This is a genomic window from Halomonas gemina (genome assembly GCF_023554995.1).
In the GTDB taxonomy this organism is placed as follows: domain Bacteria; phylum Pseudomonadota; class Gammaproteobacteria; order Pseudomonadales; family Halomonadaceae; genus Halomonas; species Halomonas gemina.
This window is the reverse complement of sequence record NZ_JAMJPK010000012.1, coordinates 1-24,204: the sequence shown is the minus strand read 5'-3', so window position 1 is coordinate 24,204 and position 24,204 is coordinate 1. Positions and strand designations below refer to the sequence as shown.

Sequence of the window (24,204 nt, the reverse complement as noted above, 5' to 3'; positions counted from 1 at the left end):
CACTCCTCTCGCCAAATGTTCCATATGCGTTCATCAATCATAGAATTTTTGGCTGATGTTTTTTTCAGGTTTACGGAATAAAGGGTTGGTAATGTTCACATTGAAGAAAGCGGTGATCAATAAATACAAGAGCTATTCTAATGAGCAGATTGTTAATTTGGAAGATGATGTGACGACACTTGTGGGTAAAAATGAAAGCGGAAAAACTGTTTTCTTAGAAGCCCTTGCGAAAATAAATTATTTTATAGAAGATGATAATTTTAAGTTTGATGAGGTTCAGGATTATCCAAGGAATGAGTTGAAGAAGTATCAGCGGAGCGGGGAGGACTGTCAGCCTGTTATTTGCACCTTCCAGCTAGACACACTAACCATTAATGAAATTACTGATGACTTAGGTGAAGGAGTATTAATCACTGATATCTTTTCTGTTTCGACAAAATACAAGGCCGGGCGAGTTTGGTACCATATAAACTGTAAAGAAAGTAAATTTTTTGAAAATCTGCAAGAAGTATTGGGCTTTGATGATGCAACAAAAGACAAGGTCCTCGAACTGGGAAGCGTAAAGGCTGTTGTTGAGTCAGAGCAAAGCGATGACGAGCACTTAGCGCCAGTTATTAGTTATCTGAAAGAAAACATCGTTGAAAAGGCATTTGCATGGGAGAAAGGTCTGCTGGATGCTTATGTTTTTAAGAACTACATAGCGCCTCGGCTTCCGCGTTTTTGGTACTTTGACGAATATTATGAACTTCCATCAAGAGTTAGTATTGATGCAATACAAAGTAATACAATATCTGGAAGTCTTACCAAGCAGCAGCTTGAAACTGCAAAAGCGCTTTTCGAGCTAGCTGTAATCGATGTTGAAGAACTAGCAAATGCTTCTAGTTTTGAATCTTTCATTGCTGAGCTAGAGGCAACTTCAAATGAAATAACGGATCAAATATTCGAATACTGGTCGACAAATAATAATTTGGAAATAGAGTTTAAGATTGAATCAATTCATCGAAGCAATCAGCAGCCAGAAAAGATTCTTGATATACGTGTTAAGAACAAACGCCACCGAATCACGCTTCCTCTTAAGAATCGGAGCAAAGGATTTAACTGGTTTTTTTCATTTATCGTCTGGTTTAGTAAAATTCAAGATGAAAAAGATAAGAACTTTATATTGCTTTTAGATGAGCCCGGCTTGAACCTTCATGCATCAGCGCAAGCGGACCTGTTGAGATTTATTAACGACTTGTCTGAAAATTATCAAATTGTTTATACAACTCACTCGCCGTTTATGGTCGAGTCGGAGGCCCTGCATCGAGTGAGAACTGTTTACGATTCGGAAAAAGGCAGTATTATTTCTGAAGCGATACAGGAAAAAGATCCAGACACACTATTTCCACTTCAAGCTGCACTTGGATATGATATTGCACAAAACCTCTTCGTGTCTAATAATAATTTATTGGTTGAAGGCCCCTCGGATCTAAATTATCTTACATATATGTCTTCCTTGCTTGAAAGTGAAGGGCGTGAAGGTTTGCGGGATGATGTTACAGTTGTTCCTGTCGGTGGTTTAGATAAAGTTGCCTCATTTATTTCGTTGCTTCGTGGTTCAAAATTAAAAACTGCTTGCTTACTTGATTCGTTCAATAATGACAAAGGTTCACAAAGGTTAGAAAGCCTGATTCAGTCAAAGATTATAAAAGATAAAAATGTTCGTTTTTTTGATGAGTTTGCCGGTGATGAATATAGTAAGGCTGACATCGAGGATCTTTTCGACAAATCAGAATATCTGCAAATATTTGGTAAGGCGTTTCCCGATCACAAGGAAGTAACTGTTTCTGACTTGAACGATAAAAAGCCAACAATTTTGTTGCAGCTTAAGTCGTTTCTTGGTGGAGAAAGGTTTAATCATTTCAAGCCCTCTCATTGTTTGTTGGGAATGGGGGTAGGTGTGGAATTTTTTTCAGAAGAAACACTGGATCGCTTTGAGTCCATGTTCAAAGAGGTTAATAAGCTATTTTAAGGTCGCATACTCTGAAGTTCGGTTTTTTCGGATAGAATACGGGCCAATAAAATTCCGTTGCTGAAAATGGAGTAGGGCAAGTCCAGCATCACGAGTGACCAGTGACCAGTGACCAGTGACCAGTGACCAGTGACCAGTGGTCTTGGCAGGCGACGCCTCCTGCCTGATACTGTATAAATATCAGGTATCAACAGGAGGCCATCATGTCCCACGACGCGCTCATCCCAGCCCATCCGGCACCGCCGTCCCTGCCGCTCCCGTTCCCGTTGACGCTCACCCGGGGCGGGCTCTCAGGCTTTCCCAGCCCGGCCCAGGACTATGAGGGCCGCACGCTTGATCTCAACGAGCGGCTGGTGAAGCGAGCTTCATCGACCTACTTCATGACGGTGACTGGAGACAGCATGGAGGCGCTCGGCATCCATGCTGGCGACCTCCTGGTGGTCGATAGCGCTATCGAGCCCCGGCCGGGACACATCCTGGTGGCGTCAGTGGAAGGGGAGCTGGTAGTGAAGCGCTATGAGCTGCTGGGCAATCGCCCCTACCTGACCTCGGGTAACCCCAGCTATCGGCCAATTCCTGCTGCCGACCTGGAGTGCCAAGCCTGGGGCGTGGTGCGTGCCGTGGTTCATGAGTACCCGGTGTAGCCGGAAAGCCAGCGCTATGATCGGACTGATTGACTGCAACAACTTCTATGTCAGCTGTGAGAGAGCCTTCCAGCCCCGTCTGGAGGGCATTCCCGTGGGTGTGCTCTCAAACAATGACGGCTGCGTGATCGCCCGCTCCAATGAGCTGAAAGCTCTGGGCGTGGAGATGGGCACGCCAGCCTTTGAGCTGAAGCCGCTGCTGCGTCAACGCCGAATCGAGCTGCTGTCGTCAAACTACGAGCTATATGGCGACATGTCCTCTCGGGTACAGCAGGTGCTTGAGGAGTACTCAGCAGGGGTCGAGCCTTACTCCATTGACGAGATGTTCGTGCGCTTCGATGGGTTCGCACCCGAGCAGATGCATGCCCATGCGCAGGAACTGTTCACCAAGGTGCGCCGCTTCACGCACATCCCGGTCAGCGTGGGGATCGCCCCGACCCGCACCTTGGCCAAGCTGGCCAACCGCGCGGCTAAGAAGCTGCCAATTTACGGAGGCGTCTGTGTCCTGAGGCCGGGCACCGACGAGTGCGAAGGGCTGTTGCAGCAGGTGTCGTTAGGTGATGTATGGGGTGTGGGACGTCGGCTGGTCGAGCGGCTTGGTCTACTCGGCATGCAGACGGCATGGGACTTGGCTCAGGCGGAACCCAAGCAGATTCGACAACGCTTCTCGGTGACCCTGGAGCGCACTTGCCTGGAGCTAAAAGGCGTACCGTGTATCGAGATGAACGATCCGGGGGAGGCGCGTCAGCGGATCATGACCTCGCGGTCCTTTGGCCGTCTGACCGACAACCGACAGGAGATCCACCAGGCCATCCGTCAGTATGCCCAGCGCAGCGCCGAGAAACTGCGTTCGCAGGACAGCGTGGCGCGTGCCGTTTACGTATTCCTCAAAACCAACCGGCATCGTCCCGATCTTCCGCAGTATTCACCCAGCGCCATCGTGGAGCTGCCACAGCCCACCGACGATAGCCGTGACATCCTGCATGCCGCCAGCCAGGCGTTTGACTCCATCTTTCGTCCCCACTACCGATTCATGAAAGCCGGCGTGATGCTGATCGACCTGGTTGATGCCAATCGCCAACAGCTCTCGTTACTGGATACTGCCGAGAGCCGAGCCAACCGAGAGCGGAATGACCATCTGATGGCGACAATGGATGCTCTTAACCAGCGTATGGGGCGTGGCACCGTGACTTTTGGGCGCCCCTCGCCTGGTGCCGCCTGGCACCTCCGCTGCGCTAACCGCACACCGCGATGGACAACGCGCTGGGACGAGCTGCCTGAGGTGCGCTAATTGCCTACTGGCACAGCAGGTCGCTAGCCTGGATCTCCTGCACCCTGGCGGTACCAAGGCCATTAACACGGGTAAGGTGATCAGTAGACGCCCACGGTCGCGCTTCCACGATGTCCTCGGCCCGGGCAGGACCAATGTGCGGCAGCTCATCGAGCTGCGAGATAGTGCTGGTGTTGAGATCGATGCACTCATGTGTCGAGTTGCGGGGCATCGGTGTCCCGCTGACGACGTGCATCGTTTGCAGCTTGGCGCCGTTGACGCCGACATAAACCGGTGCGTGGTCGGAGATGCGGTCACGCGCCTCTTGGTGGCCCATGGACAGCAGATCCGGGAAGCGGAGAATGCCGCGATCGGATGGATCCAGTACAGAGGCTTCGAACCAGATGTTGTCATAGAGGTTACTGTAAGAGCCTGCTGTGGTGCCCAGGGTCGTTTGCCCGTCGGTGATTGCCGGCTCCGCGCCGAGCGCTCGCAGTGGTGCCCAGCCATCATGATCCGGCGCAAGATTAAAATCGCCCATCAGCAGGCGAGGGGTTCCCTGGGCGATCTCGTTGAGCCACTGCCAGTAATCAGCCAAGGCCGCGATCTCCGGCAGCCGGTCACCTATGCTGTCTCCGTAGACGACGTGCACCGTTGCGGCTGTGAACAGGTCGCCGGTTTCTACATCACGGAAGCGGGCTGAATAGGGCTCCCGACTGAAGACATCACCGTGATCGAGAAACACCACCGCGCTGTCCGCATAAGTGACCTCACTCTCGCGCCACAGGAAAGCGTAGTGCTCGGTGTAAGACGAGTGGCCAAGCTCACGGCTAGCCATCGAGGACCAAGCCTCGCCGGAGAGGGCCTCCACTTCCTGCTCCAGTCGGGTTAGGGCCGAGGTGTCCATCAATTCCTGTATCGCCAGCAGATCGAGGTGGTTGGCAACATGGGCGACCTTAGGCATGGCCTTGTCGTTGTCCCAGCCAAGATGGCGAATATTCCAGCTGCCGATCAGAACATCGGCCTGCGTGGACAGGGGGAGGAGGGCCAGCCAGGCCACGATCAGACGAACGACCATTCCGAGTTTGCTCCATGCGTGAAACTTCCCATGGTCGTGGGCACATGGGCAAAGATCAACGTGAGTCCGAGGTGACAGGCTTAATCAGGCCGGAATCATTCTCCTGACCACCTGTCCTGAAGGGGTGTAGTCGAAGCAGGAGGTGTAGATGGCTTTGTCGCTCCATTTCATGCTGGGAATCAGCGTTCGTCCTTGGAGGCATGACGCTGATCCGGCGATGCGACCTCAGCCATATTCGTGCTGGACGGTGTTATAGAGGGAGACTCTATGGCCACCCGACGCCTTGCTCGCATACATGGCACGATCAGCGTGCAGGAGCAGATACTCCACCCCTTGGCCATGTTCGGGGTAGGAGGAGACTCCAACGCTGAACTGGAGTCCGCTGCTCGCCACGGAGGCGAGCAGACGCTGCATCAGCTGTCTGGCGCCATCCGCATCAGTATCCGGAAGCAGCATCACGAACTCGTCACCCCCAAGGCGTGCCACTAAGTCACTGCTACGTGCAAAGCTCTTCAGCCGCTGTGCCAGGTCCAGAATGACCCGATCGCCTGCTTCATGCCCCTGACTATCGTTGATGGCTTTCAAGCCATCCATGTCGATGACGATGACACTGTAGGGTTGCTGCGAGCGCTCGGCCATGGCATGGAGCGGTTGGGCCAGGTCAGTGAAGGCACGACGGTTGAACAACCCCGTCAAGGGATCCTCACTGGCCATCGACAGCAGCATGCGGTTGGAGACCTGGATGGCATCGACCAGCGCTGCGGTCAGATACCCGACAATCAGGAACACGACCAGGTTGGTGCTGACCAGTGCAAGATTGGCGGGCGTCATGAGCGTGGTGCCGCCAAGCTGAATCAGCAGCAGGTAGCAGGCGGCAATCGCTGCCACCTCGAGCAGGGTTGCCAGCACCCCCAGAGTCAGGGCGCTGGTGACCACGGCCAGCAGATACAGGCTCGCCAGCGGCCCAGTCACGCCTTCGGTGCTGTAGAGGAACCAGGTGATGAAGCCGATCATGACCCAGGTATGGATCGCCAGCAGCCAGCGCTGCCGGTCGCCGAAGAAGCGCAGCTGGCTGGCCATCAGGCTGAAACCGAAATAGCCGATGGTGGCCATCAGCAACTCCCAGCTCCCACCCTCGGGGATGCCCATGACCACCAGGTACAGAGTAACCAGCATGACCAGCAACCACTCGATCTGATGCAGGCCGGTGGTGAACCCCTGGATCTGGATGCGCTGCGAATCCCATACCAGTGGTGGCAAAGGGTCTTGATCTTTCATCAAGCTACCTCACTGTTGTATTGCTCCCGTCCTTAGGAGTGCAGCTAAGCATACTTGATCCGCTGGCCGAAATGCAGGCGTAGTAAAATCTGCCCATTGGAGCGTCAGCGCCCTGGATCCGCCGCCCAAGAAGGCGCGGCAGCTCGGCTGTCATGAATTGCAGCTTGCATCCCCGGTCGGGGAGATCACGCTGACGAGCGGCACCCGTTCAATGGCCGCTAAGCGGCTCGATCAGAGCGGGATCGTCGTTGACCACGCGGTTGACCCGGGAAGACACCGGCCAGTGTGTGATGTGCTCGGCGCTCAGGTGATGAATGGCCTGGCGGAGCGTCTCACGGTCGGTCATGTCTGGATCGAGCCAAGGTTCCAGGCTCTCGTCATCCAGCACCAGCGGCATGCGGGGATGAATTGCCTTTGCTACACCGCGAGCGGGCTCGGTCAGGATCGCGCATCCGGGTGCACCGTCGGCACGCTCGGCCCATATGGCGGCCAACCAGATTGGCTCGCGATCCTCACGGCACAGGAAGTGCGGTTGTTTCTGACCATCAACTGCCACCCACTCGAACCAGGCATCGGCCGGTATCAGACAGCGATGGTGGGCAAACGCACCCTTGAAGTAGTTGGAGGTGGCGACCTTCTCGACTGTGGCGTTGATCGGTTCCGGGGCATCCTCGTTGGCCCAGTGGGGCTTGTAGCCCCACCACACCTCATCCAGCACTAGGGGAGAGTCGTCGTCACGTCGCAGGGCAGCAGGAATCCAGGTGCCGGGAGGGATGTTGTAGCGTGCCTGCCACGGCGCCTTTACTTCGGACAGTCCGAGGCGACGCGAGATCCGGGGAGGATCCGAGAACAGCGCGAAGCGCCCACACATTGCTCAGTCGCTCCGGTTGATTTCATCAGCTTCGATCAGCAGCCGACTGATCACTTGTGAGGCCGTCTCCCCCGAGACCTTCCTGAGGTGGTTGAGTGCGGCCTCGGCCTCGGCTGGCAGGTCGATGATCATGGCCCTCGGTGACGCCTCCGGAACTGCTGTGCCCGTGGACTCGAGCCAGTGCTGAAGCTCCACCAATCGGGACACATTGATACCCGTCGGCTGACCACGTCGGATGCTGCCATTCTTCCACGCCTCGACCAGCGCCTCGCGACTGATGATGCCGGCCTCGCTGAGGCAGTGCACGGTGCGAACGCTCAGCCCCTCATGCCAGGGAGCCTCCTGCTGAGCGATCTCGGGCCAGCGGCCGAGCCAAAGCTCTATAGCACTGGCCGGCTTGCCCATCGCGTCAGCAATGTCGTCGATGGCATAACCCTGCTCCTTGAGCTGCCAGGCCCGCCTGGCTAGCGTCTCGACGCGCAACATGGTGAGAGCCTCCGTGCTGGTCATTTTGTCAGCTTAGCAAGTGCTGCGAGAACAGAGGGACTGATTGTGGTGCAAGACAAGGGGGGCCATGACACTCGGGATATATGATACGCTGGGTTTAGATGATCAATTTGGCTTATGAGGGTAAAAGACAACTGACGACCCAAAGCCGACATGGCGGCAAGTGCAGCAGGCACGCTTATGCTATAATAGGATGCGCAGTATAAACACTGTTTAGCGATCTAGGAAGATTTGATGGAGATCTTTGTAAGTGTAATATCAACCGTCTCGGGTCTTATGACCATATTTGGCATTACTGGAATTATAAGCTGGAGTCTTACTAAAGAAGTTGGTCAGAGTGTTTCGCAAGCTTCCATGTCAATTTTTGCAAAATCTTTCAAGTTGGCTCTTTGTGCAGTTTTTTTGTTGCTATTTCTTTCTGTATTACGCCAAATTCATTTCGCGATTGTGCTTAATATTGGTAAAGGATGGATGCCGTGGAGTATAAGACATCCTGAATTTTGGTGGAAAGATTCGGGTTGGCACGCCTATTTGATAAGTTATTTCATTAGCGTGTTTATTGGTATTCCACTTTTTTCTTTAATTATATCTTCTATCTATACTTGGTCATTGGCGCCATTTTGTGTTTTTTGGAAATATTTGCGGAATCAATAAAGTTTTATCAACATGCAGAAAAAACGCGGTACGTCTTTTCACGCATGGCTTCACCATTGTTACGCCAAAATTCACCCAATTTAGGCCAGATTACCGCTGGCATTAAATCAGGATGATCTCTAGGTCTGCTTCTGGCCGATTGAAGAACCTTAGCCTATCCTGATGGTGTGGTTGAGGCAGTTGACCACCCAAAGCCGACGTGCCGGAAAAGGCACCGAGCACTTTCATTGGGGATATGCAGCATGCACGATGATTGGTGTTATACTGCCGAGCTATACTTAATGTCTAGAAGTTTCAATAGGATGAGAGGGGTCGAGCGGGCTGCATAACATTGTTGAACACGCGTTCAAGTAAAATATCAAGCATACTATATAATGCAACTTTAGGCGTAAAAACGAAAGAAGGAGGCTAAAACCATGAAATCGCAAAACAACAAAGCAGTATGTGAGTTCCTAACCCAAAATCTATCTAGAGACCTAGTTGAGGGATTAAGTATCCTGTCAACTATGAAGGTCCCAATTCATGACAAGAACTCTTTTGAAGTCGAACTAAAAGAGCATTCAGCAGATGACAAATCCAAAAAACAATTAATACAAATGTTCACACCTCAAGATTTTCCGCTTTTTTCTACCCAAAGTGCATTTGAAAAATATTTTGTAAAATTTCAACCGTTCCCAGTCCCTTTTCCATCATTGCCACTTCCCGACATTGATTTGCCTGATTTCACATTTCGGCCGTCTGCCTGCGATGTTTATGCTCGGACCTTCGGAAGGTTTGCAGCCGATTGCGCGTGTAGAGTTTATGCCGAGGCTATAAGAGAGGGTTTTAACTCATTGCAGGCTACATTAATCGGCCATTTTGCTGGGAGAAGAGCCGAAAGATCAGGTAGGTGTGAAATTTGAACGCCTAACGAGGCGCTTCACCGGACGGCGATTCCGCTACGCTCCATTGCCACCGGTGAGCTTGGTCGTTACATTACATCAGGTCTTTCTGAACGGCAGCTCATGGCTGAATGTGGAATGTGGAATGTTAGTCTATGCTGATTAATGTCGGTAGGCAGACATCGAACCAAACTGGACAGCCCAGCCACTGTTAGTAAGCCCGATCCTGCAATAACCTTCTTGGAATCAAGACATGTTGAACATAGGGAGCCGGTCATGAGGACAGAGGAAGAAATGGCTGACGAAAAAGCTATACGAAAATTGATTGAGCGACAGTTCGGCTGTCTGAGTTGGTCACCGGGGGTGTCTGCCGATTGGAATACCTTTCAACTAGACTTTTTATCTGGCGCGCCGCTATATCCAGCGATACGGCCGGTGAAGCAGCAGTCTGTAAATGCATTCATTGAACGGCTTTCCGAGTTAGCAAAAACGAAAATACTTTCATTCCACGAGAAGGTTTTAGGCACGGAGGTCCGTGTATTTGGAAATGTCGCCATTGCAATGGCTGGCTGCGAAACGGTTGAAAATGAGACTGAAGTGAGCCGAGGAGTAGAGATGCTGTTGCTGGTCAAGGATGCTGGTCAATGGAAAATTGCCGGCCAAGCGTGGGATTCTGAATCCGACGAAGTAAAGGTTCCCTCTTATCTGTCGGGTTAGAAGGGACCTAGATACGGCATATAGCTAACAGCAGCCAGCAGCGTTAATTCGGCCCGGCTGTTCTTTTGGCAGTCCAACGCCGGCCATCAAAGCAGAACTTCATATAGGCACAGCCTGAAGGTCTTCTTCTGGCCGCAATCGGCCCTTGAGCAGTACCTTATTAAAAAATTCAGGCCGCCCTAGAAGACCCACTTCACATAGCCCAGCCGGCGGGGGACTTCTAGCCCTATGACTACCGAATCAACGAGCACAACGAGGTGCTCTACAACCTTGTAGCCACTGTCCAGCTGCTACCGGCCTTGTCATACTTCTATCGCTGAGCGAGGTACGACAGCCCCATCGGATGATCTGATCTATTCATTTTGCCACTTGATCTGAAATTCAATCTCTTCTTCATCATCTGATCGTTCGTGTTCGATGGTGAATTCGGCTCGAACGGGGACATAGATGCGCTCGCCGGCAATCTGAATATCGAAACGTTCGCCGTTCTCGATGGCATCTGCCAGTCGCCGTAGCTTGGCCACGAAGTCGGCCTTCGGGTAGCCTTTCTCTACGTCTCTCTCTTCTTTGGATCCCATGTGTCTCTCCTCGGTGACGTCGGTACCGCCAGCGCCTGTGGCGCAGGCAGGCTCGCATCCAGTCTAGCAGGTCACCCACACTCTCTAATCGTGGTGTCTCGGATGATCATATGGTACGGATGAAAATAGCCCCGTAGTGGTATGGAGGAAGCTCGACCAGCGTCTCCAGCCTGAAGCCGGCAGGCTCCACCACCGTCCGTGTTTGTTCCGCAGACATTCGCATTGCGGTCTTGGGCCCTCGTGGCTGCCCGAGGACAGTCGTCTGTTCCCGTGGCAGGGGATGCCAGTTGACGATAGCAAAGCGCCCGTTCGGCGTCAGGACCTTGGCGATTTCCCGTGCCAAGGCTGTCTTGTCCGGCACGCCGTGAAAGGTGTTGGCGATCAGCACATAGTCCACCGATGCATCTAGCAGACGGCTCAGCGCCATTGCGTCTCCCAGTAACCAGCTGCAATTCGACATCCCTTCGCAGGCAGCTTGCGCCTGCTCGAGCATGACTGGGTCGAGGTCGAAACCGATGACGCGCCCAGCGCCCACCTGATGGGCGATGGCGGCGGTAAAATAACCATCGCCACAACCCAGATCGACGACCTTCATCCCTTGCCTGATGCGCAAGGCCTTTATGACCCTGTCGGGGTCAGGCCATAGCGCATGCCACCAGTCCCTGTCGGGCATTGCAGTGGCGGGAAAAATGCAGTCTTGTATCGTCATTCGAGGTCCTACTTACCCGCTGGTACCCCTCCCGGCCGATCTCGCCTCGTGCGTAACGCCGATATAGCATTACCTTTGCACGTTTATTTCCGTAGCGCATCTCGCGTCCCTCACTTCTGCCAGCCAGCACCGCGAAAGGGCAAGAGAAGCATCACGCCAAGGAAGATCGATGGACATACACGTACCAGCGTAAACCATTGCCACATCCCATGCCGCCAAATTACGAAATCTCCCTGCTCGTTACTCAGGCAGGATGGCGTCAAGCCGGTTTGTTGGTCGGATTCACGGCTTCGGACAAAAGAACTGTGTCTAACTATCCTTACGTACTGAGCAGTTGAAGAGTAAATGTGAACCACGGTCGGGCTCTTGAGCGGAGTCCTTCGATCGCGGCCTAGGCCGAGCAGATGTGAATTCCGGCCGCGCGCGTGCAGCTCCATCTCTTCTTCTCCATCGACACACGGGATGAAAGCAAGAATCTCGTTGCGTTTCTATTTGTTGTTAATTATCATGCCATATGTAAATTCACCTGTTAGAGACCTTTTCTATGTCAAGCCTCCTGACAACATACGCCCAGCAAGAGCAGCAGATGAAGAAGCTGGCCGAACAGCTTGAAAAAATGAAGGAGGACCCGCGCCTCCAAGAAGAGATTGAGTTCAAGGACAAGCTCGAGGCGCTGATGAGCGAGTACAACAAGAGCGCCGCTGATGTTCTATCACTTCTCCGGCCCGAGCCGGCAGCTGATAGCGGCAAAAAGGGTGAGGGTCAGCGCCGTAAGCGCAAGCTGAAGATTTACAAAAATCCCAACACTGGGGAGGTTGTCGAGACCCGTGGCGGTAACCAGAAGACCCTTAAGGCCTGGAAAGAAGAGCACGGTGACGAAACCGTCGAGTCTTGGCTGGTCCGTACCGAAGACTGATGCAGCACGGCGATAGCCGCCGTTGCTCGATCATGAAGCCCCACATACGCTCAGCGGTGTGGGGTTTTTGCTTTCTAGGGCCGTATGCGAGGATGGTTGGCTTCCCCCCAAGAATGCTGGCAACCGTCGTATCGATTTTTGGCGTCAAAATGAGGCATCAATGAAGCAGCAGCGGTTGAGGCTCGGGGCAGGGTAGTTGCATTACAAGCTTGGTACAGATTCCATATCATGGGGATCGTATTGGGCAGGACTGACTTTAGCGGTAGTTCCTTCCCGTCATTTGGAAATGTGCCTGAGCTTGCTTGCCCATAGCTTGAAGCTGGGCCCGGACATGCTTTTGATACGCACTTTCGATGGCTGCCAGGATCTGAGGGCACTCGCAAAGCAGAGTATCCCTGTCAGCTCCATCAGGCACCCGGCCCGCATGGTCAATACAGCTCCTGACGGTGCGCGAAAGCATCGGGTCGCGAAGGTCATGTTCCGCATCAACATCGGCGTAGATAGCGTCGTAGAGCAGAAGGGCACGGGCTTCATGCCAGAGCTTGGCTAGCAAGGCGTCCCCGGTCTCTTCTAATTCTTGGGCTAGTCCGATGATTCGGCCACGAACAGAAGAGGGGATCGCCTCGATAAATTCGGCCAGATCCAGCGTGAAGTCGAGTCTTGAATCCAGATCGGGGTGCTTGCCGTCGCGCATGGCTTTCAGCTGATCTACCTCACTACGCAGTTCGTGGAGCTTGGTGTTGGCTATCGAGAGCGTGATTGCCAGCCCCATGATCTGGCGCTCCAAGCTGTCTATGGCGTCATCCAACTCGGCCTTTTGCTTATCGTTCATCGTATTAGCCTTGGCGTGGAGGAGGCTGACAAAACGGCGCTGAAAGCTTGGATCCCGTGGAAGTTGGTTTTGTGGCCATCTCAGCTGCTGGTGAGTCTTTGGGCAAGGAATGTCGTGTAATGGCTCCGCATTCCGAATAACTGCGGGCTCGAAGATCACTTATGGCACCTTGGTGGCGAGGTCTCGTTATCAGTTCCCCAGCTGGCCAGCCACTCCTCTACTTCGTCAGCGGTCGCGTAAAGTCCGGTAGCTTGATAGTCCTCCCAAGCTCTGAGAGTGTCTTGGTTGAAGGCCTCTTGCTTCTCCTCACGCTCCACGTATTGTTCAATGGCTTCATGGATGAGCCAGTCCACCGGGCGCCGACGAGCTTCTGCCAGACGCTGAACGCGCTCTTCCAGGACCACATTGAGAGTGATGGACGTAGGTGTTGTCATCCTGGCCTCTGGGTCTAGGTGAGTAGCTAATACTACTCTAGGCCGATCCGGCATGGATGTCGATTATACCGTAGTACTGGGTCAGGAACTGGCACCAAGCTGCCTATGTGTCGGAGAGGTCATCCTCCTCATGCTTCACTCAGTCTTTATGGGTATCGGAATCAAGGTTACAGTAAGTGCCTTCATCGCGATACCAGTGTTTATAAACTTGGTTTATAGCCGAAGTGTGAAAGCATGGGCTGGGCCAATGAGAAGTAAAATGACAATTACTTGTTGATCTCGGTTCTCCTGATACTATGAAGAGAGTGTCCTCACTTTTCCCCGTCAAGCATAAGCTTGAAGGGGGGGCTAAGCGTGCACCTGCGCCTGGATGAAGTTGCGCATTAGAAAATGAAATATATAGATATCAGCTTTTTTTCTTCCTTTTATTGCACCAGTCGCGGTATTCTTCGGCAGGTAATGCTGGCGAGTAGTAGAATCCTTGGGCTTGATCACAACCTAAATGGGTTAGGATTTCTTCTTGCTGCGGGGTTTCCACTCCCTCAGCAGTAACCACCAAGTTCAAGGCGTGGCCAATATCGATCATGCAAGCCAGCACTTTACGTGCCTGCTCACTTTCGCCTATAGGGGCAACAAAGGCGCGATCAATTTTAAGCCCCGTGATGGGCAGGTGTTGCAAGTACTCAAACGAGGAGAAGCCAGTGCCAAAGTCATCAATGCTCACGCCAATACCAAGATCACGAAACCGCTGAATAGCACCGCGAGCGGCATCGAGGTCTCCGATAAAGGCACTTTCAGTGAGTTCCATTTCCAGACGTTCAGGGTTCACACTAGCCTGTTCGATAAGCTCTATGAGTAGATCGAAGAAGTTCTCGTCATACAGGTTATGCACCGACAAGTTTATGCCAATCTTACTTTCGGCTCCCATGTGCATGGAAAACGTGCCTGCCACTTTAGTTACGAAGTAGGTGATCGGACCAATCAAAGAGGTATTTTCTACCTTAGGCATGAACTGGCCAGGTGGAATCAACTTACCATTATCTCCACGCCACCGAATCAGTCCTTCACACCCGCAGACACGTCCGTCAGCTAGGCAGATCTTGGGCTGGTAATGCAATTCGAACTCTCTTTCAGCGAGAGCATCTCGCACACGGCCAATCAATTTGAAGGAGTCTAGAGACCGTTGGTCGAATGTTGGGTCGAAGTGTGTATGCCCCCGGCGATGGCGAACTGAGGTTAAAAGCGCTACCCGGGCTTCCCGGAGAAGTTCATGCGGCGTCTTATTGCCTCCTTGGGCGATAGCGCTACCGATTGCCAATTGGACACGTACAGGCACCTGCTGAATCAGGTGGCTCTCTTCGCCGACTTCGAGCAGCCGTTGACTGATAGTATCGAGATCACCCGGTTCGACATCTAGCACGACCAAGGCCAATTCGTCGGGGCTGATGCGGTAGGCATGGCCTCCTCCGCGAACCGCCTGGCTTAGCCGTTGACTCACCGAGATGATCAAATCATTGGCCGCTTGTAGTCCTAGAGCTTCAATGACGTCAGCCATATCGGTGATCTTCACCTTGATCAGCCCGGTAGCTATGGCTGGAAGGGGCATAGGGGGCAAAATCTGATAGAGATCTTCACTGAGTGCTACTTGATTGGCTAGCCCTGTATCTTGTTCGGTGCGAGCTACGTCCCGATGGGCGAGGAAGGCTTGTCGTCTAGACTGAAAAAGCCAGCCCGCTATGCCGCCAAGTAATAAATAAAATGCTATTCGTAATAGATAATTATCGGGAGTTTGTTCAATGCCTAAGTTGGTATCGAGTGGCATGACCGCCATCGCGATGCCTGCGGCCAGGGCAGTGACCAAGCCTCCCGGTAAGGTATACCAACAGGCCGCGAGCAAAACGGGAATTAGCATGATATAAGGATAGGCATATGCCGTTCCTCCGGTGGCGTAGACAATCCCAGCTCCTAGGCCTGACAGCAGCACGATCACGCCACTCTGAAAGGCATGGCGACTCGCCAGCATCATCCCCACACGATGAGGCCTGTCCATTGAATTTAGTAGACGAGTTGTTCCCATGGTCAGCCACCTTGATTCTATGCAGATAGTCTTATCAATGATAGTCGAATTCCATCAATTAATCACACAAAAGTGGGAGAAAACGCTAAGGAAAAAATCTGACCGATTAGACAGCCTAGAGGTTATGGCTGAGTGTGTTTCAGCTGTAATAACTATATATCGGTAGGTTGGGGTGATCTAGGTTGCCTGAAAACTATAAGAGCGAGAAAGTTTTTAACATGTATGCTTTCGACAACTGTTCACCTGGATCTTGCCCACAGGGGATGGGATGCGGGGTGACGTGGTTTGGCGATATATATTGCCTATAAGAGGGGTGTATCTCTGGCTGTATATCCAGTGGCAGCGCCTCCCAGGTGTTTATCATATCAACTAACCACTCATAGGATTAACGGCTTGCCCCTAAGCCAGTACTTTCTGCCTGATCTAGGCCTTTAGAGTATTGATGGCATCTTAAATGATCAGTTCTTCATTGTCGCAAATGTTTCACATCATCACAGCTTTTCTATCGATTGAACATAGCCAATGATGGGATAGCCTGCTGCTTTCGCGGCTTTTTCTGCGTCGATGCGAGCTTCAAGTTCGGAGATTTTGGGAGACTGGTACTCGAATACCTCATCAAGCAAGCTCATTTGCTTTTTTCTTACTACAAGTTTGATGATGTGTCCGGTTTTATATGCGACGCCAGTGTAAGTGTTATCTTTGGTTTCTTGTGTTGTGTTGTTTCTCTCTTGTTGCGGAAGATCGATCTTCTTTGCCGAAACGCGCCGCTTACCAAACTGTTCCTGCGCGCGTTGAACAGAGCGGTTGTGCTTCTCGACAAAATCATCTCGTGACGATAATAACGCTTCTTCGAAGGCTTGCAGGTCTGTCATTCAACTTCTCCGTTGGTTTGAAATGTTTTGTATGCTTTCAGCACAATCCATGATATCTCCTGCCTTGAACATCATTTCAGATTTTCGCTGGCCGGCGTTGAACAATGGCTTGGGGGGTATTACGCCATGAATCTTGCTGCCAGAGAGGATGGCTTCTCGCAGTTCGGTAATGGTCACCCCAAGCATCAGTGAGGCATTGCGAATGCCAATGCGGGAATCGCGGAATTCGGGCATGTCGAGCAATCCTGTTGGTTTGTGTTATTGAAATTGAATCACGCCATCGTTTCACCAGTTTCCTTACAGCTACCTCATGTCCTGATGAAAAGCGACTTTAACAAAGGTTTTATGATGATTCCAGCATCATGTCGGCAGCCCATTAAATGTGCAAATGATGGTTACTATCAATGCCTTTGGTATCGAGGCCATCAGCGTCTTGGTTCACGTAGAGCGGACCCGGCATGCTCGAGGGTAACGGCAACATCGCAGGGTTGTGCAGGTGCGTAAGGGCAAGGCCAAGCTTCTCATCAAGCACTCCTGCTGCCGGTAGGACCCTGATGAGGGCAGATGGTTTCTTGGTTTCATTGGTTGTTACACAACTATACGTATGTCATGTGTTTTAGATATAAACCGTTGTTATCTGTACAGCGAGTAATTGAAGCTCTTGCTCAATAGAGTTGACGGGCCTCCAATTGAGCCTGGAGGTGAGGCTCGCCAGCTCATGCTGCCTGACTGAGAGGGCTTCATGCCCGTGCTAAGCTCCCCTGGCAGCCCCTTCAGAGTTGCCAAAACGCGATGATAACAGATACCTGGTGAGTTTGCGTGGCATGTATCCGGTATCGGGATAGCGCTTGTTTTGTATGGATGGCGATTCCAGCTACATGGTGATGAGTATGCCGCCACTGGCAAGGATGACTACCACCGCCCAGGCGGGCAGTTTCCAGACGCTGAGCAGGAGAAAGCCGGTCAGCGCCAGGGCGAACTCGCGGGGGCCGAGAATGGCACTGGTCCAGACCGGCTGGTAGAGGGCGGCGCCCAGGATACCCACGACTGCCGCATTGGCGCCGCGCATCAGTGCCTGCGCGCTATCCCAGCGGCGGAATCGGTTCCAGTGGGGCAGTACTGCCACCAGCAGCAGCATTCCGGGCAGGAAGATCATCACCAGCGCCAGGGCGGCACCAAACAGGCTGCCGCCGAGCGGCGCCATCGCTGCGCCCAAATAGGCGGCAAAGGTGAATAACGGCCCCGGTATAGCTTGGGCGGCGCCGTAGCCTGTCAGGAACTCGTCTGCACCGACCCAGCCGGATTGCACCACCTCGGCTTCCAGCAACGGCAGCACAACATGCCCACCGCCGAAGACCAGGGCGCCGGCGCGATAGAAGGCGTCCATGACCGCCAGGGTTGTGGAAGGGGTCGCCCAAGCCAGCAGCGGCAGGCCGACCAGCAGAGCAACGAAAGCCAGCCCCGCCAGATGACCGGCACGTGTCGTGACAGGCAGCGGCAAATCGGGCATATCGGATTCGGTGTGGGCCCGACACAGTGCCATGCCAGCCAGGGCACCGATCACGATGGCGGCCACCTGGCCCAGCGGGCCGCTAACCAACACCACGGTGAACACGGCGGCCAATGCAATACCGGCGCGCCGGGGATCGGGACAGAGGCTGCGGGCCATGCCCCACACAGCGTGGGCGACGATGGCCACCGCTGTCACCTTCAGGCCATGAATGATGCCCTGGCTGATGGGGCCATCAAGCACGCCAGCGCCCAAGGCGAACAGCACCAGCACGATGGCCGAGGGCAGGGTAAAAGCCGTCCAGGCCGCCGCTGCGCCCCGGGGGCCGGCACGCATCAGCCCCATAGCGAAGCCCACCTGGCTACTGGCGGGCCCAGGCAGAAACTGGCACAGCGCTACCAGATCGGCATAGGCCTGTTCGGAGAGCCAACGGCGCCGTTCCACAAACTCGGTGCGAAAGTAGCCGAGGTGAGCGATGGGGCCACCGAAGGAGGTCAGGCCCAGCAGCAGAAAGGCGCGAAAAACCTCGCGGGTGCAGCCCGGAGAAGCCTGATCGTCGCTCATGGCAAGCTCCTCAAAGCGGAGACAAGGCTGTCACCCTGAGCATGCGAGGTGACAGCAGCGTGACAGGGGAGCATAGCCGATAGGGGAGGCGTGCCGAAGGGTAGATCACACCTCGGGGTTGAGCCGGGGGTGAGTCCCCCGGGACACGGCCCCTACAGTGTCTTGTCGCACGAGGCCGTCCAGCGTCTGCGTCAACTCGGCTATCGAGTCCGACGCTTCGAGGAAGGGTATCCGGAGTGGAAAGCGTCGGGGCTGTCCATCGCGTGACAGGGGGTATCGCCATGTCCGATATTCTGATGGTTCATCAGCCGATGATACGCGGAGGTGCCTTCGCCTTTGTTCTGCTGACGTTGGCGCTGTGGGAGGTCGTTGCCAGGCGGCGGCCGCAGAGGATTCATCGTCCTTAGCGCTGGCCAAGCAACCTGGCCATTGTGGTTATCGATACCTTGGCGGCGCGTCTGTTCTTCCCGCTTGCCGCTGTGGGGGCTGCCCTGGTTGCCGCCGAGCAGGGCTGGGGCCTCTTCAATCTGGTGTCGGTCCCGAAAGGGTTGGCCGTGGTCGTCTCCGTGGTCATGCTGGACGTGGCCATCTACTTCCAGCATCGCCTCTTCCATGCCGTTCCCTGGCTGTGGCGGTTGCATCGGATGCACCATGCGGACCTGGAGTTCGATGTCACTACGGGGCTGCGCTTCCATCCTCTGGAGATCCTGATCTCGATGGGCATCAAGCTCGCCGTGGTGACCCTGCTCGGGACGCCGGCGCTGGCGGTGCTGATCTTTGAGGTGTTGCTCAACGCCACTTCGATGTTCAACCACGGCAATGTCCGCCTACCCGCCAGAGTTGACCGCTGGCTTCGCTTGGCCGTGGTGACACCCGACATGCATCGTGTCCACCACTCCATTGTCCGCCAGGAAACCGACAGCAACTTCGGCTTCAACCTGCCTTGGTGGGATCGACTGTTCGGTACTTACCGAGATCAGCCTGCCGCCGGACACCTCGGCATGACGATCGGCATCGAGGCATTCAGGGAAGCGCACGACCTGCGGCTGGACCGCATGTTGCTTCAGCCCTTCGTGAATCCTCCTCGGGACGTGAAGCGACAAGGGCTTTGAGGCCGTCGCTACTGTCCACCAGAAAATCCGAAGAGAACAAGGGGTGTGCATGTGTTAGCAGTACATCGGATGCACCACTGAAGATTTCCGAAATTTTAAAACCAATAACAGATTGGGTTGATATCAGAGATCACTGGTGTTGAAAAACTATTCTCGACGCGGAATAGCCTTCATACTTGGTGCTTCACCACCCAAGGCCGATAGACGTCGTGCTGCCTGGACTCGAACATAGGTTTTTATGGCTTCATGTATGAGATCTGACGGCTTTTCGATTCTCGCTTCAGATAGCTCCATAGCCTGCTGATACAGCTCATTATCGATGGTGACGGTGACTCTCATGACGGTCTCTCATATCAGTAATGGGATAGGTTCGTACTCTTTTGCTATACTTGCAACTATAGTCTATGCATAGGACGTTGGTCATGGAGAAAAAGTGTACAAGTGAAAAATTTGATGTCGATGACATATTGGCGTCTCTTGAGGAAGACCGGAAATCAGGATGCCTTCCGAATATCGTAACTGGAAGCGCTGTCCGCTACGGAGTCGACCCTGATGATCCAGAGAGTCTTGTGGCAGTGGATGCTAATGGAAAGCATAACCTGCCGCCACTGAAAAAGTAGCAAGCCAAGTGGTTTGGCTTTTTACAACCCTGTCTCACCATGGTAATGATTTTGCTATGCTCTCATTCAGCCATTTACGCCTTTCCTCTTTAGGTATTTCGTTCATCGTGTCGCGTATAGCTCTATCTATATTGTTCTCTAGGTCAATTTGACCTGTGGCTTTGAGTACAGTCGTCTCACCATCATCTAGGTTTTTGGAGGCAGAAAATAATGTGTCAATATTAATAATAGGGGCTAATCGCCTCATGGTGCACCTGAGCGATCGACGACGGTAACGACCGCGCACCAAGATGCTTAGCTCATCAATATCGACCTTGAGATCATCACCTTGCCGGACGAGAAGAATGCTCATAGAACCACCTGATTGTAACTGCTGGCGGGGTATACACTGTGTACAAGCAAGTATAGTAGAAAGCCGAGATGATGGCGCCGCAAGCTGTGTCCACAATAGAGCTGGATTTTGAGCTGCTCGATAAGTTTATGGCTGAGGCCGATGTAACTCACTTTTCTGCTCAGTGGTTTTTTAAAGATTAGAGAGCCTTTTTGGAAGCAATGCCTTTCACACCTCTATACAGTTTCAAGATCACTTGGTTCTATTAATTGATATAACGGATGGTTAAACCCTCCGTCGTTTGTGCCGAGTATTGTGTTAAACACAATGCGACTCAAGCATGACTGAGGAAGATTGTGGGGCCTGCGATATGGCTTGATTTCCCAGCCATGGACTAGGGCTCTTTCCATGTACCGTGAGATATAAATAATCGAAGCATTAGCCGCTTCGCTCATGTCGATAGGGTATCTGTTGTAAAAAGCAGCCGCATCTTCGACGCCGCTCCAAATAAAACTGTAAGTTTGAGCTACACTAAATCTTGATAGGCACTGACTGAATACAAGTTTCGTTTTGTCTCCTTGGTCAGAAAATATTTGATGATCTGCCAATGCTTGGTCCAGGAAAGAGATGCATTCATGCATCTGTATTTCCATGCAAAGATCTATGAATTCGTTAGATGCTTTGAGTCTACCCATTTTCGCATCATCGCAAAAATTTGTTAAAAATAAAGAAATTTGTTCGTTCTCAAATCCTAATGCAATTGCAGTTCGTCCAATATCAATGCCAGAATGTAAATTCTCATTGGGCAAAACAGTATAGGGGTGAACCCCTAAACGGGCCTGTAGAATATTCCTATCAATCAGGTAATATAGGATGTTTTTGTCATAGGTAGGATCTGGCGACAGCGTGCAGGTAGGGTATTTATTCAGTGGGCCAATTGATGTTAAACTCTCGTTACCTAACGCTTGTAATGCCGAAAGAAGATAGACTCTGCTCTTGAGGTCAATGTTTTCGAGGTTCAAATTTTCGTTTTTTGCTACTTCATTAAATTCTAATTTTAGACAGTTATTTTCGTTTTCTATGGTTTTTTTAATGGTTTTGAGGCAGGGCGCACATGCTCGGTTTAGGATCTTTTGTTTTTCCTGATACTCGCTACGTGTACTAAAGTGAAATGGTTGTTTGCACTCCGAGCAGAGAAGTTCATCTAGCCATACTGCTGCACGCTGCGCAACGAACTGACTAACTGACTGGGGCTTCATCCCATAGCTGTTCGCAATGTCCGTGATTTTGAGAGCAAAATTGCCTTGCTCGTCCTGTCGCCAGTAATCCTCGCAGATGGGCGCGTATTTCTGTTCGTCGTCGTCATCAGTTAGCATCTCTATGTGCAACGGCATGAAAAATCTCCAAAATGGTATTCATAGTCCGTGGCACTATAGCCCGTCCTTCGAGATAGTTCCACCCTTTGGATGGGTGGTGCAGATGCGGAACGAAAAACTGGTTGCGTTTGGCAAAAGGGTCAGAGAACTTCGTAAAAACAAAGGCCTATCCCAGGATGGGTTTGCCGTGCTGTCTGGAATTGATCGGAGCTACATGGGGCAAGTCGAACGCGGAGAGAAAAACGTCACACTGATCAAAATCTACCAGCTCAGTGAAGCCCTTGGCGTTGAGGTCGCAGACCTCTTCCCGCGTGTTGATGGTTAATAATCTTTATCTATAAATAGCGATATGCTAATATTTACTATCTTGAGCCAGTATAGACTGTATTGATAAAAATAATATCACGGTTGAACCTTATGAACTGTTGAGCCTATAACGCTAGCAACATTGCATGTGGTCTACGGGGGTCACATCTGTTCCGCTGCATAAATTAGATGGCTTGTTCGACTATTGGAGTAGGCTGGCTAAGGTCTTCTCCGGCATACATGATTGCTAGCTAGTTGTGATCTCTCAGTAGTTTGTTCATCCGGAGCCTACCCGGAAGACTGGAGATGCGAGCCAACCAACCGCTCCATGAGGCACGGATGAACACCCATAAGAATGCCCGTCTCACTCTGCATGGTCTAGCCCTGCTGGCCGTTCGCGTCATTGATGAAGGGCTGCGGCCCAGGGAGGTGGCGCAAGCCCAGGGCATCAGTGTGAGAACGGTCTACAAGTGGGTGCGTCGTTTCCGCGAGGAGGGTCACGCCGGTCTCAAGGACCGTACATCACGCCCTGCCGAAGCCCCTTCGCGACAGGATTGGCGACCGTGGAGCAGATCATCGAATGTCGTCAGCAGCGCCAGACCTACCGCCAGATTGCCCAGGCGCTGGGAGTCGGCCAGAGCATCGTGGCGCGCATTCTCAAGCGCAAGGGGCTGAATCGGTAACCGCTCCATAAACTACACCGGAATGGCTTTACCCTGATTCCAAGGTACAACCGGTCGAGGTCGTCGCCGGTTGTCGATGATGGCAGCGTGGTGAGCAATTCCACCATATATGTGTAAGGCTTGATGCCATTGGCTCGGTTTCGATCAAGCTGTAGTTTCTGGTGCTGGCCAAGTTCGTCAACAGCCATTCTGACGAGATCGTTCGTTGTTCGAGTTGGTACTGCTGGTATGTGCCACGAACAGGGCCAATGGCAGCTATACTGACTAGTACACAACATTGAGAAGTTGGCGAATTATGGACAATGCGCCGCATGATTCCAAAGGAAGTAGGTAGGCCCTGTGAAGTGACTGCTAGAAGCTGGTGGTACCAACACCGGCGTTAAAGCCACAGAATGACCGGCTAGACAACGGGATAACTCAGCTTTAAGGAAGGAAAATACAGATGAATAAATTGTTAAGCGTCAGTCTCGCGTTTTTGGCTTTGGTGATTAGTTTGCCGTCGATGGCGCAAGATCGCGGTGTCGCAAAGCCCAATTTGCTCGTGAGTGAAATCGTGCAAGGCATGCCTAAGGGCGAGAGGCACGAGGTGCGTGTCCTTACAGCAACCCTCAAGCCTGGCGACAAGACTCTGTTCCATACACACCGTTTTCCCGTAACCGTCTACATCCTGGAAGGCGCATTTACATTGGAGATGGAGGGGCACGCACCAGTCACAGTGAAAGCCGGTCAAGCGATGGTGGAACCGCCTAACGTGAAAATGACGGGTTATAACCGCAGCAGTACCGAGCCGATGCGGGTAGTGATCTTTTACGTGAGCGATCCAGATACACCGTTCCTTGACCCCATACACTAATCGCACCACGAACTACGCTAGAATGGTTTCGCCCTGATTCCAAGGCAGCAACCGATCGAGGTTTTGATCGGTTACTGAATCGGCTGGCCACCCTGCCACCGGCAAGGCCCGACAACCGCTACGAGCACGACGCGCCCGGGGATCTCCTGCATCTGGACATCAAGAAACTGGGACGCTTCGAGCGACCGGGGCATCGCGTGACGGGCGATCGTCAGCAGAACACGCGTGGCGCGGGATGGGAGTATGTTCATGTCGCCATCGACGGCCACACGCGAGTGGCCTTCAGCAGCGTTCACCCGGACGAGACGGGCTGGAGCGCCTGCTATCGCTCCCGTCGCTTCCGGCGCCTGTGACGGCGGCTGAGGCTGAAACATCGCCGGACGAAGCCATACACCCGCTTCATTCACGAGGGCCCTGATCGGACGGTCTGAAGCTGCTGCCCGGCGGCTTCTGTCATCAGGATCGGTATCTACGCCGTGAGAGTTCGCTGAGTAATACCTGGATACTGCTTTTCTGCCGC

26 protein-coding genes and 2 pseudogenes are annotated in these 24,204 nt (G+C 52.7%); 13 read left to right on the top strand and 15 right to left on the bottom strand.

All coding sequences use genetic code 11. From position 1 onward, the window contains the following. Nucleotides 1-91: 91 nt before the first annotated feature. The 3 genes from M8009_RS18485 (at nt 92) to M8009_RS18475 (ending at nt 3,946) form a co-directional block, all read left to right on the top strand. Complete coding sequence (locus tag M8009_RS18485) at nt 92-2,011, top strand: AAA family ATPase (protein WP_250063897.1); 1,920 nt, start codon at nt 92-94, stop codon at nt 2,009-2,011. 203 nt (nt 2,012-2,214) lie between these two features. Next, the gene (locus M8009_RS18480) at nt 2,215-2,655 is read left to right on the top strand and encodes a LexA family protein (RefSeq protein WP_250063895.1); all 441 of its coding nucleotides are present in this window, start codon (nt 2,215-2,217) and stop codon (nt 2,653-2,655) included. Nucleotides 2,656-2,671: 16 nt separating this feature from the next. Continuing rightward, the gene (locus tag M8009_RS18475; protein WP_250063893.1) at nt 2,672-3,946 is read left to right on the top strand and encodes a Y-family DNA polymerase; all 1,275 of its coding nucleotides are present in this window, start codon (nt 2,672-2,674) and stop codon (nt 3,944-3,946) included. 4 nt (nt 3,947-3,950) lie between these two features. On the opposite strand, the gene M8009_RS18470 is transcribed toward M8009_RS18475, so the two are convergent. The 4 genes from M8009_RS18470 to M8009_RS18455 form a co-directional block, all read right to left on the bottom strand. Then, nucleotides 3,951-5,003, bottom strand: coding sequence for a helix-hairpin-helix domain-containing protein (locus M8009_RS18470; protein ID WP_250063891.1), 1,053 nt, complete (start codon nt 5,001-5,003; stop codon nt 3,951-3,953). A 225-nt stretch (nt 5,004-5,228) separates the two neighbouring features. Continuing rightward, complete coding sequence (locus tag M8009_RS18465; protein ID WP_250063889.1) at nt 5,229-6,281, bottom strand: GGDEF domain-containing protein; 1,053 nt, start codon at nt 6,279-6,281, stop codon at nt 5,229-5,231. A 208-nt stretch (nt 6,282-6,489) separates the two neighbouring features. Next, nucleotides 6,490-7,152, bottom strand: coding sequence for an SOS response-associated peptidase (locus M8009_RS18460; RefSeq protein ID WP_250063887.1), 663 nt, complete (start codon nt 7,150-7,152; stop codon nt 6,490-6,492). Between the two features lie 3 nt (nt 7,153-7,155). Then, nucleotides 7,156-7,638, bottom strand: a complete 483-nt coding sequence (locus tag M8009_RS18455) for a hypothetical protein (RefSeq protein ID WP_250063885.1) — start codon at nt 7,636-7,638, stop codon at nt 7,156-7,158. A 255-nt stretch (nt 7,639-7,893) separates the two neighbouring features. Here M8009_RS18455 and M8009_RS18450 point away from each other — a divergent pair, with 255 nt between their 5' ends. The 3 genes from M8009_RS18450 to M8009_RS18440 all read left to right on the top strand — a co-directional run bounded on the left by M8009_RS18450 (nt 7,894) and on the right by M8009_RS18440 (nt 9,911). Further along, on the top strand, nt 7,894-8,313 hold the full coding sequence (locus M8009_RS18450; RefSeq protein WP_250063884.1) for a hypothetical protein: 420 nt from the start codon (nt 7,894-7,896) through the stop codon (nt 8,311-8,313). Nucleotides 8,314-8,729: 416 nt separating this feature from the next. Next, nucleotides 8,730-9,215 (top strand): hypothetical protein, encoded by a 486-nt coding sequence (locus tag M8009_RS18445; protein WP_250063882.1) that lies wholly within the window; start codon nt 8,730-8,732, stop codon nt 9,213-9,215. A 255-nt stretch (nt 9,216-9,470) separates the two neighbouring features. Beyond that, nucleotides 9,471-9,911: a hypothetical protein gene (locus tag M8009_RS18440; protein WP_250063880.1), complete on the top strand. Its 441-nt coding sequence runs from the start codon at nt 9,471-9,473 to the stop codon at nt 9,909-9,911. A gap of 353 nt (nt 9,912-10,264) precedes the next feature. On the opposite strand, the gene M8009_RS18435 is transcribed toward M8009_RS18440, so the two are convergent. Together M8009_RS18435 and M8009_RS18430 are read right to left on the bottom strand one after the other, a co-directional pair. Continuing rightward, entirely contained in the window at nt 10,265-10,489 is a 225-nt protein-coding gene (locus tag M8009_RS18435; RefSeq protein ID WP_250063878.1) for an amphi-Trp domain-containing protein, read from the bottom strand. Between the two features lie 106 nt (nt 10,490-10,595). Further along, nucleotides 10,596-11,198 (bottom strand): class I SAM-dependent methyltransferase, encoded by a 603-nt coding sequence (locus M8009_RS18430; RefSeq protein WP_250063876.1) that lies wholly within the window; start codon nt 11,196-11,198, stop codon nt 10,596-10,598. Nucleotides 11,199-11,742: 544 nt separating this feature from the next. Here M8009_RS18430 and M8009_RS18425 point away from each other — a divergent pair. Next, nucleotides 11,743-12,114, top strand: a complete 372-nt coding sequence (locus M8009_RS18425; RefSeq protein ID WP_250063873.1) for a histone-like nucleoid-structuring protein, MvaT/MvaU family — start codon at nt 11,743-11,745, stop codon at nt 12,112-12,114. A 256-nt stretch (nt 12,115-12,370) separates the two neighbouring features. Here the strand turns inward: M8009_RS18425 and M8009_RS18420 are convergent, their stop codons facing one another. The 6 genes from M8009_RS18420 to chrA all read right to left on the bottom strand — a co-directional run bounded on the left by M8009_RS18420 (nt 12,371) and on the right by chrA (nt 18,403). Beyond that, nucleotides 12,371-12,946 (bottom strand): hypothetical protein, encoded by a 576-nt coding sequence (locus M8009_RS18420; protein WP_250063871.1) that lies wholly within the window; start codon nt 12,944-12,946, stop codon nt 12,371-12,373. Nucleotides 12,947-13,101: 155 nt separating this feature from the next. Then, complete coding sequence (locus M8009_RS18415; RefSeq protein ID WP_250063869.1) at nt 13,102-13,380, bottom strand: CopG family ribbon-helix-helix protein; 279 nt, start codon at nt 13,378-13,380, stop codon at nt 13,102-13,104. 406 nt (nt 13,381-13,786) lie between these two features. Beyond that, nucleotides 13,787-15,457: a putative bifunctional diguanylate cyclase/phosphodiesterase gene (locus M8009_RS18410; RefSeq protein WP_250063867.1), complete on the bottom strand. Its 1,671-nt coding sequence runs from the start codon at nt 15,455-15,457 to the stop codon at nt 13,787-13,789. A gap of 491 nt (nt 15,458-15,948) precedes the next feature. Further along, nucleotides 15,949-16,329 (bottom strand): hypothetical protein, encoded by a 381-nt coding sequence (locus M8009_RS18405; protein ID WP_250063866.1) that lies wholly within the window; start codon nt 16,327-16,329, stop codon nt 15,949-15,951. After that, a complete protein-coding gene (locus tag M8009_RS18400) occupies nt 16,330-16,563 on the bottom strand; it encodes a hypothetical protein (protein WP_250063865.1) in 234 nt (77 codons plus the stop codon). It abuts the gene before it with no gap. Nucleotides 16,564-17,203: 640 nt separating this feature from the next. Continuing rightward, complete coding sequence (chrA, locus tag M8009_RS18395) at nt 17,204-18,403, bottom strand: chromate efflux transporter (protein ID WP_250063863.1); 1,200 nt, start codon at nt 18,401-18,403, stop codon at nt 17,204-17,206. A gap of 431 nt (nt 18,404-18,834) precedes the next feature. Between chrA and M8009_RS18390 the strand changes: the two genes are divergently transcribed. Then, complete coding sequence (locus tag M8009_RS18390; RefSeq protein ID WP_250063860.1) at nt 18,835-19,515, top strand: sterol desaturase family protein; 681 nt, start codon at nt 18,835-18,837, stop codon at nt 19,513-19,515. Nucleotides 19,516-19,662: 147 nt separating this feature from the next. On the opposite strand, the gene M8009_RS18385 is transcribed toward M8009_RS18390, so the two are convergent. The 3 genes from M8009_RS18385 to M8009_RS18375 all read right to left on the bottom strand — a co-directional run bounded on the left by M8009_RS18385 (nt 19,663) and on the right by M8009_RS18375 (nt 21,860). Next, nucleotides 19,663-19,854: a type II toxin-antitoxin system VapB family antitoxin gene (locus tag M8009_RS18385; protein WP_284047900.1), complete on the bottom strand. Its 192-nt coding sequence runs from the start codon at nt 19,852-19,854 to the stop codon at nt 19,663-19,665. A gap of 315 nt (nt 19,855-20,169) precedes the next feature. Beyond that, nucleotides 20,170-20,487 (bottom strand): hypothetical protein, encoded by a 318-nt coding sequence (locus M8009_RS18380; RefSeq protein ID WP_250063858.1) that lies wholly within the window; start codon nt 20,485-20,487, stop codon nt 20,170-20,172. Nucleotides 20,488-20,702: 215 nt separating this feature from the next. Then, the gene (locus tag M8009_RS18375) at nt 20,703-21,860 is read right to left on the bottom strand and encodes a hypothetical protein (protein ID WP_250063856.1); all 1,158 of its coding nucleotides are present in this window, start codon (nt 21,858-21,860) and stop codon (nt 20,703-20,705) included. On the opposite strand from M8009_RS18375, the gene M8009_RS18370 reads away from it, so the two are divergent. The 5 genes and pseudogenes from M8009_RS18370 to M8009_RS18355 form a co-directional block, all read left to right on the top strand. After that, nucleotides 21,859-22,167, top strand: coding sequence for a helix-turn-helix domain-containing protein (locus tag M8009_RS18370; protein ID WP_347709851.1), 309 nt, complete (start codon nt 21,859-21,861; stop codon nt 22,165-22,167). The genes M8009_RS18375 and M8009_RS18370 overlap by 2 nt on opposite strands. 287 nt (nt 22,168-22,454) lie before the next feature. Continuing rightward, a pseudogene (locus M8009_RS19375) lies at nt 22,455-22,679 on the top strand (leucine zipper domain-containing protein); the annotation flags it as partial. A gap of 32 nt (nt 22,680-22,711) precedes the next feature. After that, nucleotides 22,712-22,831 (top strand): helix-turn-helix domain-containing protein, encoded by a 120-nt coding sequence (locus M8009_RS18365; RefSeq protein ID WP_250063854.1) that lies wholly within the window; start codon nt 22,712-22,714, stop codon nt 22,829-22,831. Between the two features lie 442 nt (nt 22,832-23,273). After that, on the top strand, nt 23,274-23,684 hold the full coding sequence (locus M8009_RS18360) for a cupin domain-containing protein (RefSeq protein ID WP_250063852.1): 411 nt from the start codon (nt 23,274-23,276) through the stop codon (nt 23,682-23,684). 74 nt (nt 23,685-23,758) lie between these two features. Then, nucleotides 23,759-24,034: pseudogene (locus M8009_RS18355) on the top strand (IS481 family transposase); the annotation flags it as partial. Nucleotides 24,035-24,204 lie beyond the last annotated feature (170 nt).

Bases quoted from the DNA above. Each gene is read 5' to 3' on its own strand.
- M8009_RS18450 (WP_250063884.1), top strand. From the start codon at position 7,894: ATGGAGATCTTTGTAAGTGTAATATCAACCGTCTCGGGTCTTATGACC.
- M8009_RS18470 (WP_250063891.1), bottom strand. From the start codon at position 5,003: ATGGTCGTTCGTCTGATCGTGGCCTGGCTGGCCCTCCTCCCCCTGTCC.
- chrA (WP_250063863.1), bottom strand. From the start codon at position 18,403: ATGAGCGACGATCAGGCTTCTCCGGGCTGCACCCGCGAGGTTTTTCGC.
- M8009_RS18405 (WP_250063866.1), bottom strand. From the start codon at position 16,329: ATGACAGACCTGCAAGCCTTCGAAGAAGCGTTATTATCGTCACGAGAT.
- M8009_RS18430 (WP_250063876.1), bottom strand. From the start codon at position 11,198: ATGACGATACAAGACTGCATTTTTCCCGCCACTGCAATGCCCGACAGG.
- M8009_RS18425 (WP_250063873.1), top strand. From the start codon at position 11,743: ATGTCAAGCCTCCTGACAACATACGCCCAGCAAGAGCAGCAGATGAAG.
- M8009_RS18480 (WP_250063895.1), top strand. From the start codon at position 2,215: ATGTCCCACGACGCGCTCATCCCAGCCCATCCGGCACCGCCGTCCCTG.
- M8009_RS18435 (WP_250063878.1), bottom strand. From the start codon at position 10,489: ATGGGATCCAAAGAAGAGAGAGACGTAGAGAAAGGCTACCCGAAGGCC.
- M8009_RS18380 (WP_250063858.1), bottom strand. From the start codon at position 20,487: ATGAGCATTCTTCTCGTCCGGCAAGGTGATGATCTCAAGGTCGATATT.
- M8009_RS18410 (WP_250063867.1), bottom strand. From the start codon at position 15,457: ATGGGAACAACTCGTCTACTAAATTCAATGGACAGGCCTCATCGTGTG.
- M8009_RS18375 (WP_250063856.1), bottom strand. From the start codon at position 21,860: ATGCCGTTGCACATAGAGATGCTAACTGATGACGACGACGAACAGAAA.
- M8009_RS18370 (WP_347709851.1), top strand. From the start codon at position 21,859: ATGAAAAATCTCCAAAATGGTATTCATAGTCCGTGGCACTATAGCCCG.
- M8009_RS18465 (WP_250063889.1), bottom strand. From the start codon at position 6,281: ATGAAAGATCAAGACCCTTTGCCACCACTGGTATGGGATTCGCAGCGC.
- M8009_RS18360 (WP_250063852.1), top strand. From the start codon at position 23,274: ATGAATAAATTGTTAAGCGTCAGTCTCGCGTTTTTGGCTTTGGTGATT.
- M8009_RS18445 (WP_250063882.1), top strand. From the start codon at position 8,730: ATGAAATCGCAAAACAACAAAGCAGTATGTGAGTTCCTAACCCAAAAT.
- M8009_RS18485 (WP_250063897.1), top strand. From the start codon at position 92: ATGTTCACATTGAAGAAAGCGGTGATCAATAAATACAAGAGCTATTCT.
- M8009_RS18455 (WP_250063885.1), bottom strand. From the start codon at position 7,638: ATGTTGCGCGTCGAGACGCTAGCCAGGCGGGCCTGGCAGCTCAAGGAG.
- M8009_RS18400 (WP_250063865.1), bottom strand. From the start codon at position 16,563: ATGCCCGAATTCCGCGATTCCCGCATTGGCATTCGCAATGCCTCACTG.
- M8009_RS18420 (WP_250063871.1), bottom strand. From the start codon at position 12,946: ATGAACGATAAGCAAAAGGCCGAGTTGGATGACGCCATAGACAGCTTG.
- M8009_RS18385 (WP_284047900.1), bottom strand. From the start codon at position 19,854: ATGAGAGTCACCGTCACCATCGATAATGAGCTGTATCAGCAGGCTATG.
- M8009_RS18475 (WP_250063893.1), top strand. From the start codon at position 2,672: ATGATCGGACTGATTGACTGCAACAACTTCTATGTCAGCTGTGAGAGA.
- M8009_RS18440 (WP_250063880.1), top strand. From the start codon at position 9,471: ATGAGGACAGAGGAAGAAATGGCTGACGAAAAAGCTATACGAAAATTG.
- M8009_RS18415 (WP_250063869.1), bottom strand. From the start codon at position 13,380: ATGACAACACCTACGTCCATCACTCTCAATGTGGTCCTGGAAGAGCGC.
- M8009_RS18460 (WP_250063887.1), bottom strand. From the start codon at position 7,152: ATGTGTGGGCGCTTCGCGCTGTTCTCGGATCCTCCCCGGATCTCGCGT.